Source organism: Azospira sp. APE16, assembly GCF_047901315.1.
Lineage (GTDB): Bacteria > Pseudomonadota > Gammaproteobacteria > Burkholderiales > Rhodocyclaceae > Azospira > Azospira oryzae.
Window position 1 is genome coordinate 2,143,023 of the sequence record NZ_CP179682.1, and the last position, 12,535, is coordinate 2,155,557.

General features: G+C 68.2%; 13 protein-coding genes. 11 read left to right on the forward strand and 2 right to left on the reverse strand.

Annotated elements, in window-relative coordinates:
* Positions 1–105 precede the first annotated feature (105 nt).
* The gene (locus tag ACLSSQ_RS10315; RefSeq protein WP_416242616.1) at positions 106–693 is read right to left on the reverse strand and encodes a TetR/AcrR family transcriptional regulator; all 588 of its coding nucleotides are present in this window, start codon (positions 691–693) and stop codon (positions 106–108) included.
* A 224-nt stretch (positions 694–917) separates the two neighbouring features.
* Between ACLSSQ_RS10315 and ACLSSQ_RS10320 the strand changes: the two genes are divergently transcribed.
* The 7 genes from ACLSSQ_RS10320 (at position 918) to ACLSSQ_RS10350 (ending at position 7,248) form a co-directional block, all read left to right on the forward strand.
* Positions 918–1,415, forward strand: a complete 498-nt coding sequence (locus ACLSSQ_RS10320) for a phasin family protein (protein ID WP_416242617.1) — start codon at positions 918–920, stop codon at positions 1,413–1,415.
* Positions 1,416–1,466: 51 nt separating this feature from the next.
* Complete coding sequence (locus ACLSSQ_RS10325) at positions 1,467–3,251, forward strand: PHA/PHB synthase family protein (RefSeq protein ID WP_416242618.1); 1,785 nt, start codon at positions 1,467–1,469, stop codon at positions 3,249–3,251.
* A gap of 169 nt (positions 3,252–3,420) precedes the next feature.
* A complete protein-coding gene (locus ACLSSQ_RS10330) occupies positions 3,421–3,660 on the forward strand; it encodes an RNA recognition motif domain-containing protein (protein ID WP_014237347.1) in 240 nt (79 codons plus the stop codon).
* Positions 3,661–3,670: 10 nt separating this feature from the next.
* Positions 3,671–4,333 carry a paraquat-inducible protein A gene (locus tag ACLSSQ_RS10335; protein WP_197739052.1) on the forward strand — a complete coding sequence of 221 codons (663 nt, stop codon included), beginning with the start codon at positions 3,671–3,673 and terminating at the stop codon, positions 4,331–4,333.
* The gene (locus ACLSSQ_RS10340) at positions 4,330–4,995 is read left to right on the forward strand and encodes a paraquat-inducible protein A (RefSeq protein WP_416242619.1); all 666 of its coding nucleotides are present in this window, start codon (positions 4,330–4,332) and stop codon (positions 4,993–4,995) included. Before ACLSSQ_RS10335 ends, ACLSSQ_RS10340 begins: the two co-directional genes overlap by 4 nt.
* On the forward strand, positions 4,988–6,559 hold the full coding sequence (locus ACLSSQ_RS10345; RefSeq protein ID WP_205230086.1) for an intermembrane transport protein PqiB: 1,572 nt from the start codon (positions 4,988–4,990) through the stop codon (positions 6,557–6,559). Before ACLSSQ_RS10340 ends, ACLSSQ_RS10345 begins: the two co-directional genes overlap by 8 nt.
* 14 nt (positions 6,560–6,573) lie before the next feature.
* Positions 6,574–7,248 carry a PqiC family protein gene (locus tag ACLSSQ_RS10350; protein WP_416242620.1) on the forward strand — a complete coding sequence of 225 codons (675 nt, stop codon included), beginning with the start codon at positions 6,574–6,576 and terminating at the stop codon, positions 7,246–7,248.
* Positions 7,249–7,360: 112 nt separating this feature from the next.
* On the opposite strand, the gene pepN is transcribed toward ACLSSQ_RS10350, so the two are convergent.
* Positions 7,361–9,970 carry an aminopeptidase N gene (gene pepN, locus ACLSSQ_RS10355; RefSeq protein WP_416242621.1) on the reverse strand — a complete coding sequence of 870 codons (2,610 nt, stop codon included), beginning with the start codon at positions 9,968–9,970 and terminating at the stop codon, positions 7,361–7,363.
* 157 nt (positions 9,971–10,127) lie between these two features.
* Here pepN and ACLSSQ_RS10360 point away from each other — a divergent pair, with 157 nt between their 5' ends.
* From ACLSSQ_RS10360 to ACLSSQ_RS10375, 4 genes are all read left to right on the forward strand, one after another.
* Positions 10,128–10,922 (forward strand): alpha/beta hydrolase, encoded by a 795-nt coding sequence (locus tag ACLSSQ_RS10360; protein ID WP_416242622.1) that lies wholly within the window; start codon positions 10,128–10,130, stop codon positions 10,920–10,922.
* Between the two features lie 365 nt (positions 10,923–11,287).
* Positions 11,288–11,839 (forward strand): DUF2975 domain-containing protein, encoded by a 552-nt coding sequence (locus tag ACLSSQ_RS10365; protein WP_416242623.1) that lies wholly within the window; start codon positions 11,288–11,290, stop codon positions 11,837–11,839.
* A gap of 6 nt (positions 11,840–11,845) precedes the next feature.
* On the forward strand, positions 11,846–12,073 hold the full coding sequence (locus tag ACLSSQ_RS10370) for a helix-turn-helix domain-containing protein (protein ID WP_014237332.1): 228 nt from the start codon (positions 11,846–11,848) through the stop codon (positions 12,071–12,073).
* Entirely contained in the window at positions 12,057–12,386 is a 330-nt protein-coding gene (locus ACLSSQ_RS10375; RefSeq protein ID WP_416242624.1) for a hypothetical protein, read from the forward strand. The genes ACLSSQ_RS10370 and ACLSSQ_RS10375 overlap by 17 nt, the downstream gene beginning before the upstream one ends.
* Positions 12,387–12,535: the final 149 nt, after the last annotated feature.

Genomic DNA, 12,535 nt, shown 5'->3' on the forward strand with positions numbered 1-12,535 from the left:
TGGGCGCTGCAGTACCGACTCCCCCGGGCGCTCCGAACAGAGCCTGCACGTAGGCTCCCCCTTGGCCGGACGGATTCCATCGTCCGGTATTTTTTTGCCCGTGCCTCAGGCCGGGTCGGCCAGCAGGCCGCGGTAGAGATGGGCCTTGATCTCCGCCAGGTCCATCTCCGCCGAGCCCAGCCAGGGCAGGACGTCGCGGAAGGCCAGGATCATCGCCATGGCCCCGAAAATGCCGACGTGGAACAGCACCGGGTCGGAAGGACGCAGCAGCCCCGCCTCCATGGCCTCCAGCCAGAAGGGCACCAGGCCGTCGCAGGAGGGACGCAGCAGGCGGGCCACCAGGAAGTCGCGGCGCTCCCCCGGCAGCGGCATCTCGCGCATGATCAGCATGGTCACGGCGGGCCGCTCGATGAGCTTTTCCACGAACAGGTCCAGCACCCGGGTGACCCGCTCGGCGATGGGCTGGTCCGCCTCGATCAGCGGCAACAGTTCATGGCTGCGGGAATGCTGGAAATCGGCCGCCATGGATTCCACCACCGCCTGCCACAGACCTTCCTTGGAGCCGAAGTGGTGGAAGATCATGGCCACGTCAAAGCCCGCCGACACCGCAATGGCCCGCAGGCTGGCGCCGGCGAAACCGAGTTCGGAGAAAGCCAGCAAGGCGGCGGCCAGCAGCTTTTCGCGGCTGTCCACATCGGTGCTGCGGGGGCGCCCGGGACGGCGCGGGGATGAAGGTGGCGGGCTCATATTCGGAGCGCAAAGATATCACGTTCGGCCAGGCACAGACGGTTACAAAGAGCCCCTTGTCATTATTAAACGATCGCTGAATAATGGATCGACCCGGGGCCGGCCCTGCAAATGGCCGACCATCAGGCTCCGGGACGGTTTTCCATCCAATCAAAGAGCAGGAGTCACCCATGTCAGAAAAGCTGAACTTCGCCTCCTTGGCCTCGCTTTCCCAGGCCAACAACGCCTTGGCCACCTCCTTCCTGGGGGCCACCCAGGTCTATTTCGACACCATCCAGAACCTGGCCGAACTCAATTTCGGCGCCGTGCGGCAAATGCTGGAAGACGAGGCGGCGGGCTACAAGCAACTGCTCGGCAGCACCAGCGTCCAACAGGCGGTGGATATCCAGACCGGCCTGGCCCATACCCTGCTGAAAAACGGCACCGCCTATGCCCAGGCCGCCTACGAGCTGACCACGACCGCCGCCGGAGAACTGGCCCCCGTCATGCAAAGTCAATATGTAGAATGGCAGGCAGCCGTGGAGGATGGCGCCCGCCAGACCGCCGCCACCCTGCCCTTCGGCAAGGACCTGGTCCTGGCCGCCATCAAGCAGGGTGGCGCCCTGACCCAATCGCTGCAGCAGGTCGCCGCCGCCATGCCGAAAGCGGCCGCAAAAAGCAAAAAATGATGTTCTCCCCGGGGGCCGCCAGCGGCCCCCGCCCGATAGAAAGGAGACCCCATGCCCCCCGCCGTCGCCACCTCTCCCCTCCTGCCCCTGATCTCCCCGGCCGCCCAGGTGCTGACGCCCCTACAGGCCGACAGCGCCACCCAGCGCCTGGATCAGCACGTGCACGCCACCATCGCCCAGCTCACCAACTCCCTCTCGCCCCTCACCCTGGCCATGGCCATGATCGACTGGGCCGGGCACCTGGCCGTCTCCCCCGGCAAACAGCTGGAACTGCTCAAGCTGGCGGCGACGGAAGCCGCCGCCCTGCAGGCGGCCCAGCTTTCCATGCTCAACGAGGGGCCGGACTTCGTCGCCCCCTGGAGTACCGACCGCCGCTTCAAGGAAGAGGCCTGGCACCGCTGGCCCTTCAATGTCATGCAGCAGTCCTTCCTCCTCACCGAGCGCTGGTGGAAGGCGGCGACCCACGGCATCTGGGGCGTTTCCGCCCACCACGAACGCATCGTCTCCTTCGCCGCCCGGCAGATTCTTGACCTGCTCTCCCCCGGCAACAGCCCCCTCACCAATCCGGTGGTGCTCGAACACACCATCCGCGAAGGCGGCCAGAACCTGTGGCGCGGCATGGCCCATCTGCAGGAGGACCTGCAACGGGCCATGAACAACGAGCCCCCCGCCGGCAGCGAGGATTACGTGGTAGGCCGGGACGTGGCGATCACCCCGGGCAAGGTGGTGGCCCGCACCCGGCTGATGGAACTGATCCAGTACTCCCCCACCACCGCCAAGGTCCATCCCGAGCCCATCCTCATCGTGCCGGCCTGGATCATGAAGTACTACATCCTGGACCTCTCGCCCCACAACTCCCTGATCAAGTTCCTGGTGGACCAGGGCCATACCGTCTTCTGCATTTCCTGGCGCAATCCAGACGAGGAAGACCGGGACCAGGGCATGGACGACTACCTGGAAAACGGCTTCTTCGCCGCCCTGCAGGCCATCAACGACATCGTGCCCAAGCGCCGGGTGCACGCCACCGGCTACTGCCTGGGGGGCACCCTGCTGGCCATCGCCGCAGCCGCCATGGCCCGGGACGGGGACGAGCGCCTGGCCTCCATCACGCTCCTGGCCGCCCAGACCGACTTCACCGAGCCGGGGGAACTGGCCCTCTTCATCGACGACAGCCAGATCAGCCTGCTGGAAGCGCAGATGGCGGAAAAGGGCTACCTCTCCGCCGGCCAGATGGCGGGCGCCTTCCAGCTGCTGCGCTCCTACGACCTGCTGTGGTCGCGCATGGTGAGCCAGTACCTGCTGGGCGAACGGAGCGCCATGAACGACCTCATGGCCTGGAATGCGGACACCACCCGCATGCCGGCCCGCATGCACAGCCAGTACCTGCGCCAGCTGTTCCTCAACGACGACCTCAGCGAAGGCCGCTACCAGGTCGGCGGCCGGCCCGTGTCCCTGGGCGACATCACCATCCCCATCTTTGCCGTAGGCACGGAAAGCGACCACGTGGCACCCTGGCGCTCGGTGCACAAGATCCACTACCTGAGCCCGGCCGAAGTCACCTTCGTCCTCACCAGCGGCGGCCACAACGCCGGCATCGTCAGCGAACCCGGCCACCCGCGCCGCCACTACCGCCTCCACACCCGGCCCGCCGGCGAGGTGTACGTGGCCCCCGAGCAATGGCTGGCGGAAACCCCCACCCGGGAAGGCTCCTGGTGGACCGCCTGGCAGGAATGGCTGGCGGCCCGTTCCGCCGCCCCCGCAGCGCCGGCCAAGACCGGCTCCAAGCGCTATCCGCCCCTGGAAGACGCGCCCGGCAGCTACGTCCTGCTGAAGTAGGCAGCCGGCTCCGGGGCCCTTCCCCGGGGCTGCGCTCCCGCCGCCCCCGCCGCGCTGCGGGTAATATGCCATCAGGCCCCCGGGCGACCGCCCGGTCTGGCGGCCCGCCCCGGAGCGCCGCCGGGCGCCCCTGACAAGCACCGCCCTTCCACCAGCCCCTGGACTTCCGATGAAAAAGATCATGTTCTCCGGCCTCCCCGCCGACGTCAGCGAAAGCGGACTGCGTCAGGCCCTGGCGCGCTTCGGCCCCGTCGGCGAGATCGCCATCGTCCGCGACGGCGACCCGCAACAGCCCATCGCCATCGTCGAGATGCGCATCACCGACCAGGCCGCCTTCGACCTCACCACCCGCATCACCGACATCTGGCACGACGGCCGGCGCATCAACGCCTGGGTGTTGCTGCACTGAAACGCGCCCCATGCCTGCACCGCCGAGCGAGGCCGCCATGCCCGCCGCTCCCCTCACCGCCTGCCACGAGTGCGACATGCTGCTGCAGCCGGTGGCCCTGACGCTGCCCCGCAGCCGGGCCCACTGCCCCCGCTGCGGCGCCCGCCTCTACAGCTTCCACCGGGACCGGCTGGAGAAAATCCTGGCCCTGACCCTGGCGGCCCTGGTGCTGCTGCTCACTGCCAACCTGTACCCCATCGTCGGCCTCAACATCCAGGGCAACTACACCGAAACCACCGTCATCGGTGCCGTCCGGCACCTCTGGCAGGATGGCCGGGAGGCCCTGGGCGGCCTGGTGCTGCTGACCACGGTGCTGATGCCGGCCATCGAGCTGGGCGCGGTGCTGTGGCTGGTGCTGCCCCTGTGGCAGGGCCGCCGCTCGCCGGCCTTCGCCCCGGTCTTTCGCGCCTTCCGCCTGGCCCATCCCTGGGCCATGGTGGAAGTGTTCATCCTCGGCGTCCTGGTTTCCCTGGTGAAGCTGGCCCATCTGGCCGACGTGCTGCCGGGGCCTGCCATCTGGTGCTTCGGCGGCCTCATGCTGCTGCTGGCCGCCCTGGCCGGCCTGCTCGACGGCCATACCCTGTGGCAGGCCTGGGACGAGGCGCATCCGGACGACGGGGCCAAGCCGGCATGAGCCGCCGCCATACCGCCGCCAGCCAAGGGCTCGCCGTCTGCGAGGTATGCGGCCAGCTGGCTTCCCTGGAACAGCACGAACACTGCCCCCGCTGCCAGGCGCCCCTGCACCTGCGCAAGCCGGACAGCCTGGCCCGCACCTGGGCCCTGATGCTGGCCGCCTACGTGCTCTACCTGCCGGCCAACCTGCTGCCCATCATGGAGACCCGCTCCCCCTTCGGCACCCAGCACGACACCATCATGAGCGGGGTGGTGGTGCTGTGGGACACGGGCTCCTGGGAACTGGCCCTGGTGGTCTTCTGTGCCAGCATCGTGCTGCCCATGCTCAAGCTCTTTTCCCTCACCTACCTGCTGCTCAGCGTGCATCGCGGCTCCCACCGCAACACCCGGCAGCGGGCCCGGCTCTACCGGCTGCTGGAACTGATCGGCCGCTGGTCCATGCTGGACGTCTACGTGGTCACCCTGCTGGTGGCCCTGGTCCAGGTCCAGTCCCTCGCCATCATTTCCCCCGGACCCGGGGTGGTGGCCTTCGGCGCCGTGGTGGTGCTGAGCATGCTCGCCACCATGGCCTTCGACCCGCGCCTCATCTGGGACCGGGCCGTTCCCCAGAACGTACCCCCTGACACTTCTGCCGCCTCCGCCGAGGAACACCGCCATGCCTGACGACACGCCCCTGCCCGCCGCCGAGACGGTCCGCGTCACCCCGCCCCGCCGCCGCCCCACCCTGGTGTGGATCATTCCCCTGCTGGCGGTAGCCCTCAGCCTGGGCCTGGGCATCAAGGCCCTGCTCGAGCGGGGGCCCCAGATCACCCTGCAGTTCGCCCGGGCCGAAGGTCTGGAGGCCAACAAGACCCGCCTCAAGTACAAGGACGTGGACATCGGCACGGTGACGGACATCACCCTGAGCCCGGACCGCAGCTCGGTCCAGGTCAAGGTCCAGGTGAATAACAGCGCCAAGGGCCTGCTGGTGGAGGACAGCCGCTTCTGGGTGGTGCGCCCCCGGGTCACCGTGGGCGGCGTTTCCGGCCTCGCCACCCTGCTCTCCGGGGTGCATATCGCCATCGACCCGGGCCACTCCGGCAGCGACGCCCGGGAATTCGTCGGCCTGGAGGAGCCGCCGGCCATCACCAGCGACACCCGGGGCAGCCAGTTCAAGCTCAGCAGCGACACCCTGGGCTCCCTCGACATCGGCGCCCCGGTCTATTACCGACGCATCCCGGTGGGCCGGGTCATCGGCTACGCCATGCAACCCGACGGCCGTGGCGTCGATGTGCAGATTTTCGTGGATGCCCCCTACGACCGCTTCGTCAGCCCCAATTCCCGCTTCTGGCACGCCAGCGGCGTCGATGTGGCCATGGATGCGGACGGGGTCAAGCTCAACATGCAGTCCGTGCTCAGCCTGATGCTGGGCGGCGTCGCCTTCTCCAGCCCGGAAGGGGAGCCCGGCGAGACGCCGGCAGCGGCACCCGCCGCCAGCACCTTCGTCCTCCATCCGGACCAGGCCACGGCCCAGCGCATTCCCGACAGCAGCTACCAGAAATACGTGCTCATCTTCCGCGAATCGGTGCGGGGCCTGACGGTGGGCGCTCCGGTGGATTTCCGCGGCATCACCGCCGGCGAGGTGTCCCGAATCGACCTGGATTTCGACCAGACCACCAAGAACTTTTCCATGGCGGTGGAGATCAAGCTCTACCCGGAACGCCTCAGCCGCCGCAGCCGCGGCATGGGCAACGCGGAACCCAGCCGCAAGGACATCCGCGAAGTGCTCAACGCCATGGTGGCCCGGGGCTTCCGCGCCCAGCTGCGCACCGGCAACATCGTCAGCGGCCAGCGCTACGTGGCCCTGGACTACTTCCCCAACGCCAAGCCCGCCGCCATGCGCTGGGGCAAGGGCATTGCCGAACTGCCGACCCAGCCCGGCAGCCTGGACTCCCTGCAGGACCAGCTGGAAACCATCGCCACGACTCTGCAGCACACCCTGCAGCACACGGACAAGCTGATCACCCGCCTGGACCGGGAAGTGGTGCCGGAACTGGCCGACACCCTGCGCGATGCCCGCAAGGCCCTGGACCAGGCCAACAAGGTCCTGGCCAGCGACGCCCCGATGCAGCAGGAAGTGCGCGACACCCTGCGGGAAGTGGGCCGGGCCGCCAGCGCCGTGCGCAACCTGGCGGACCTGCTGGAACGCCAGCCCGAAGCCCTGCTCAAGGGCAAGAAGGACGATTGAGAGGATTGAGAGAAATGCCGACCATGCCCACGCGCCGCCCCATCGCCGCCCCTTCTACCCTTTCCGCCTTCGCCGCCGCCCGGCGCGGCGCCCTCGCCATCCTGGGCACTGCCCTGCTCCTGGCGGCCTGCGGCACCACGCCCAAGGCCAGCCTCTACACCCTGGACGACGGCCGCCCCGGCGGCCAGGGCAACGGCCCCAGCGTGCTGCTGCTCAGCGCCAGCCTGCCCGAATTGCTGGACCGGCCCCAGCTGGTGCTGCGGGGCCCGGACCAGCGCATCTTGCTCAGCGAACAGCAGCGCTGGGCCGAGCCCCTGCGCAGCGGCATCGCCCGCAGCATCGCCGCCGACCTGGGACGCCTGCTGGCCTCCTCCCGGGTGGCGGCCCTGCCCAACGGCGCCCCCCATTTCGACGCCGACTTCCGCCTCACCCTGCACGTGCAGCGCCTGGAGGCCCAGGTGGGCCGGGGCGTCGATCTGGATTTGCTGTGGACCCTGCAGCCGCGCCAGGGCAAGGAACAACTCGGCCGCAGCCAGGTGCACGAGCCGCTGGCGGCAGGGAACGAAACCATGACGGGCGACGGTGGCGCCGCCGCCCTGGTGGCGGCCCAGCGCCGGGCTCTCAGTCAGGCCGCCGCCGAGATAGCCGCGGCCATCCGGAGCCAACCCCTGCCGGCTGCAGCCCAATAGGGACGGCCACCTTCAGGCACGGCAGGCCGGGAACAAGGCGCCATGCGCCTTCCCGGCCACCCTATTTTTCAGGCCGCCACCTTGCTGGACGGCGGCCCCGACTGTCCCCGCCTTAACCCAGGGCCCGGGTGACGATCTCGAACACGTCCCGGGACAGGCCGGGATGGTCCCGCAGACTTTCCAGGGCCGCCCGGCTGTGGGCCTGGCGACCGGCGTCGAACTTCTTCCAGCGATCGAAGCAGCGGGCCAGGCGGGAAGCCACCTGGGGATTGCGGGCGTCCAGGGCCTTGATCTGCTCGGCGAAGAAACGATAGCCGGCGCCGTCGGCGGCGTGGAAGCGCACCAGGTTGGCACCGAAGGTGCGCAGCAGGGCATAGACCTTGTTGGGATTGCCGAGGTCGAAGGCCGCGTGGCCGGTGAGACGCTGCACCGTGGCCAGGGCGTCGGGCTGGCGGCTGGAGGACTGCACCGCCAGCCATTTATCCACCACCAGGGCCTCGCCCTGCCAGCGCTGGTAGAAGGCGGCCAGGGCCGTCTCCCGCTCGGGGCAGTCGCCCAGCACGTTGGCCAGGGCGGCCAGGGCGGCGAACTGGTCGGTCATGTTGTCCGCGTCCTCGAACTGGCGCACGGCCAGCTGGCGCATGCCCGCGGTGTTGAATTCCAGCAGGTAGGAGAGGCACAGGTTGCGCAGGGCGCGGCGGCCCGCATCTTCGGCGCTGGGCTGGTAGGGGCCGCTGGGGGCCAGTTCCGCATAGACGGCAGCCAGCTCGGCCCGCAAGCCCTCGGCCAGGGAGAGGCGCAGATGGTTGCGGGCGGCATGCAGGGCATCCGGATTCACCTCCTCCAGCATCTCGGCCAGGGTGGCCTCGCCGGGCAGGGTCAGGGCCTCGGCGACAAAGGCGGCGCCGGCATCCTCATGACTGCTGAGCAGGCGGCGGGCGGCGGCGATGAAGCCTTCCGGCACCACCGGCGCCTTACCGGCGGCGATGGCCCCGGTAGCTTCCAGGATCAGGCGGGAGGCCAGGCGCTGCCCCGCTTCCCAGGCGTTGAAGGGGTCGCTGTCGTGGGCCAGCAGCAGGGTCAGGTCGGCGTCGCTGTAGGCGAAGTCCAGCACCACCGGAGCGGAGAAGTCCCGCAGCAGGGAGGGCACCGGAGCCTCCGCCACATCCTCGAAATCGAAGCGCTGGGTGCTCTCGGTGAGCAGCAGGGTGCGGCTGTGGCCGGCCAGTTCCTGGCCCTGGCGGTCGAACAGGGCGACGCGGATGGGGATCAGGTAGGGCCCGTTGTCCGAAGCCTTGGGATTGCTCTGGGTGAAGCTCAGACTGTAGCGCTTGGCCGCGGCATCGTAGCTGGCCTCGGCCTTGACCTGGGGCGTGCCGGGCTGGCTGTACCAGCGCATGAACTGGGTGAAGTCGAAGCCCGAGGCTGCTGCCATGGCGGCGACGAAATCGTCGCAGGTGACGGCCTGACCGTCATGGCGGCGGAAGTATTCGTCCATGCCGGCGCGGAAGGCTTCGCGGCCGATCAGGGTCTGGATCATGCGCACCACCTCGGCACCCTTTTCATAGACCGTGGCGGTATAGAAGTTGTTGATCTCCATGTAGGAGGCGGGACGCACCGGATGGGCCATGGGGCCGGCGTCCTCGGGGAACTGGGCGGCGCGCAGGCCGCGCACCTCGCGGATGCGGGCGGTGGTGGGGTTGTGCAGGTCGGCGCCGAATTCCTGGTCGCGGAAAACGGTGAGGCCTTCCTTCAGGGACAGCTGGAACCAGTCCCGGCAGGTGACCCGGTTGCCGGTCCAGTTGTGGAAGTACTCGTGGGCCACGACCCGGTCGATGTTCTCGAAATCCACGTCGGTGGCCACGTCGGCCCTGGCCAGCACGTATTTGGTGTTGAAGATGTTGAGGCCCTTGTTCTCCATGGCCCCCATGTTGAAGTCGCCCACGGCCACGATCATGTAGTGGTCCAGGTCGCATTCCAGGCCGAAGCGCTGCTCGTCCCAGGCCATGGATTTCTTCAGGGCCAGCATGGCGTGGGGGCACTGGTCCAGCTTACCCGGCTCCACGTAGATGGCCAGCTGCACCGTGCGGCCGCTGGCGGTGGTGAAGGTGTCGCGCAGCACGTCCAGCTTGCCGGCGACGACGGCAAAGAGGTAGCAGGGCTTCTTGAAGGGGTCCTGCCAGCGGGCCCAGTGACGCCCATCGGCCTCGTCGCCGCTGGCGACGGGATTGCCGTTGGCCAGCAGCACCGGCAGGACCGACTTGTCGGCGTGCAGGGTGACAGTGAAGGTGGCCATGACGTCGGGCCGGTCCGGGAACCAGGTGATGCGGCGGAAGCCCTGGGCTTCGCACTGGGTGAAGTAGCCGTCGGCGGAGCGGTAGAGGCCGGAGAGCTGGGTGTTCTTTTCCGGCACGATGCGCACCACGGTCTGCAGGGTGAACTGCTCGGGCACCGTAGGGATGGTCAGGGTTTCGGCTGCCACCGTGTACTCGCCGGCTGCCAGCGTCCGGCCGTCGACGGCGACCGATACGGTTTCCAGCTCTTCGCCATCCAGCACCAGGGCCTGGGCCCCGGCGCCCGCCGGATTGCGGCGACAGGCCAGGGTGGCGGTGACGGTGGTACTGCCGGGGCGGATGTCCACATCCAGGTCCACCGTGTCCACCAGATAGGCGGGCGGGGTGTAGTCCTTCAGGTAAATGGTCTGGGGCGTTTCGGTTTTCATGGTCGGCGGGGGCCGCGAGCGCAGCCGCGAAAATGGGGAACAGGCGGCAATGATACGCCAGCCCTCCGCCGCCCCCGGAGCGTCACACAGATTAAAAACAAAGGTGTTATCGTTCCGGCATAAACTATTTCCCACTCGCCGTCCCGGCTCCTCCACCATGAAACCCCGCCAGATCCACACCCTGCACCGTCCGGCCGCCAAACCCAACGGCCAGCCTCCCTGCCTCTTCGTCCACGGCGGCTACATGGACAGCCGCTGCTGGGACGTCAATTTCCTGCCCCGCTTCAACGCCGCCGGCTACGACTGCGTCGCCCTCGATCTTTCCGGCCACGGCCAGAGCGAAGGCCGGGAACGGCTCGACCGCTTCGGCCTGGATGACTACGCCGACGACGTGCTGCAGGTGATGGCCAAGCTGCCCCGGCCGCCCGTCCTCATCGGCCACTCCATGGGCTGCGCCGTCATCGAGCGGGTGCTCGAATGCCAGGGGGCCCCGGCCGCCGTGCTGCTGGCCCCGGTGCCCACTTCCGGCACCCAGGGTTCCATCATGAGCTTGGCCCTCAAGCATCCGGATTTCTTCGCCAAGATTCCCGCCATCAGCCAGGGCGAGATGGACGAAGCCAGCCTGCTCCTGATGCGGGATATCTACTTTTCCCCCGACATGCCGCCCGAAGGCCTGCTGCAGTTTGCCCACCTGATCCAGCCCGAATCCGCCGAAGCCGCCGCCGACATGGCCGGCCTCGGTTACCGCAGCTACCGCTCCCGGCCCGAACTGCCGGTGCTGGTCATGGGTGGCCAGTTCGACGCCGTCTTCCCCCCCTCCAGCATCGGCTTCACCGCCCTGCGCTGGAACGGCGACTTCAAGATCATCCCCCACTGCGGCCACATGCTCATGCTCGACCATCCCTGGCCCAAGGCGGCGACGGAAATCCTGCAGTGGCTGGAAGATCGCTAGGCAAACCCTGACGGCAGATGATCCCGGAATTTCCAAGCGCCGGGGTCATCTGGCGATGACCTGGCCGTTGGCCGACGATCCCCTACCCCGCGCTGTGAACGAAGCCGGCAGCCGGCGACAAATCCACTTCCCCGTTTTCAGGCTGCAAGCCCAGCCCCCGCACGGAAGCGGGAGCCCCCCTTTTTGTCCTGCACCACAGTTGCCCCACGCAGGTCCTCAGCCCCGATTCCCGCCCCTCGCCGCAACAGGACAAGGCTATGCCAGCAATGGATCAATTACGCCCTTGCCATGGACTAGCAACTTATCCTATATTTGCGAAAACTTAATATTTAATATTAAATTTTCGACTTTAAACAGGATATTTGATGGATACGCCACAACATCGCATCCGCCGTGCGTCCCGCCTGCTGCGGGTGGTTTCCCTGGCTGCCGCCCTGCTCCTGCCGCTGCTGGTGGCCTATCTCTGGGCCCATGTGGAACACTGGGCCGACTGGGGTGTGACCTGGTCCGACGCCTTCCGCATCGCCGGGGTGGCGGCTGCCGATCTCAGCATGTCGCAGCGGCTGCTGGGCTATCTCACCGATCTGCCGGCCCTGGCGGCGGGCAGCTACGTCTTTTTCACCCTGGCCGGTATCTGCCGGCGCTATGGCAACGGCGAGCTGTTTTCCACCGCCGTGGCCCGCGCCTATCGCCGCTTCGCCCTGGGCATGCTGGCCTGGGCCGGCCTCAAGGTGCTGTCCCAGACCCTGCTGGTGCTGGCCCTGACCCTGGACCATCCGCCCGGCCAGCGCCTGCTTTCCATCGGCATCGGCAGCGACAGTCTGGCCATGGTCCTGGTGGGGCTGGCGGTGCATCTCCTGGGGCAGGTGATGGAGGAAGGTCGCCGCCTGCAGGAAGACAACGCCCTGATCCTGTGAGCGGCCATGGCGATCATTCTCAATCTGGACGTGATGCTGGCCCGGCGCAAGATGCGCTCCCGGGAGCTGGCCGAGGCCATCGGCATGACCGAGCAGAACCTGTCCCTGCTCAAGAGCGGCAAGGTCAAGGGGGTGCGCTTTTCCACCCTGGAGGCCATCTGCCGCCACCTGGCGTGCCAGCCGGGTGACCTGCTGGAATACCGGGCGGACGAGGGCGATGAGAGCCTCGGCTGAGTCCTGCCGCCGCCTCGGGGCCGGCCTCTGCCTGGGCCTGCTGCTGGGCGCCCTGTGGCCGGGCTCCAGCCGGGCCGGGGACGGGCCGCCGCGCCAGGTGCTGCTGGAGGAAGGGGAGCCGGTGCGCATCGAGGCCCGTCCCCGCCAGACGGAAACCACCTACGGCCATCCCGGCGGCGAATCCCGGGTCGAGGTGCGCAGTGCCGGCGGCCGCTACTGCCTCACCAGCTACCGGGACAATCCCATCCTGGCCAATGTTTACGCCACTCCCGGGGGCGGCCAGCTGGCCGTGCCCACCAATTGCCCGCCTTGAGGCATGCCCTCTGGCAATGGCCGCCCCGCCTGCCTCGGCGGGAATGGGGAAAGCACCTGTGACACTGTGTCACATTCCTTTAGTGATAGTCCTCCCCTAGCATCCGCCTCCGCTGACTGACCCATCAACGCCGCTCCGCGCCCCGGGGA

Coding starts and splice junctions, on each gene's coding strand:
- ACLSSQ_RS10320 (WP_416242617.1), top strand. CDS start 918: ATGTCAGAAAAGCTGAACTTCGCCTCCTTGGCCTCGCTTTCCCAGGCC.
- ACLSSQ_RS10325 (WP_416242618.1), top strand. CDS start 1,467: ATGCCCCCCGCCGTCGCCACCTCTCCCCTCCTGCCCCTGATCTCCCCG.
- ACLSSQ_RS10330 (WP_014237347.1), top strand. CDS start 3,421: ATGAAAAAGATCATGTTCTCCGGCCTCCCCGCCGACGTCAGCGAAAGC.
- ACLSSQ_RS10335 (WP_197739052.1), top strand. CDS start 3,671: ATGCCTGCACCGCCGAGCGAGGCCGCCATGCCCGCCGCTCCCCTCACC.
- ACLSSQ_RS10340 (WP_416242619.1), top strand. CDS start 4,330: ATGAGCCGCCGCCATACCGCCGCCAGCCAAGGGCTCGCCGTCTGCGAG.
- ACLSSQ_RS10345 (WP_205230086.1), top strand. CDS start 4,988: ATGCCTGACGACACGCCCCTGCCCGCCGCCGAGACGGTCCGCGTCACC.
- ACLSSQ_RS10350 (WP_416242620.1), top strand. CDS start 6,574: ATGCCGACCATGCCCACGCGCCGCCCCATCGCCGCCCCTTCTACCCTT.
- pepN (WP_416242621.1), bottom strand. CDS start 9,970: ATGAAAACCGAAACGCCCCAGACCATTTACCTGAAGGACTACACCCCG.
- ACLSSQ_RS10360 (WP_416242622.1), top strand. CDS start 10,128: ATGAAACCCCGCCAGATCCACACCCTGCACCGTCCGGCCGCCAAACCC.
- ACLSSQ_RS10365 (WP_416242623.1), top strand. CDS start 11,288: ATGGATACGCCACAACATCGCATCCGCCGTGCGTCCCGCCTGCTGCGG.
- ACLSSQ_RS10370 (WP_014237332.1), top strand. CDS start 11,846: ATGGCGATCATTCTCAATCTGGACGTGATGCTGGCCCGGCGCAAGATG.
- ACLSSQ_RS10375 (WP_416242624.1), top strand. CDS start 12,057: ATGAGAGCCTCGGCTGAGTCCTGCCGCCGCCTCGGGGCCGGCCTCTGC.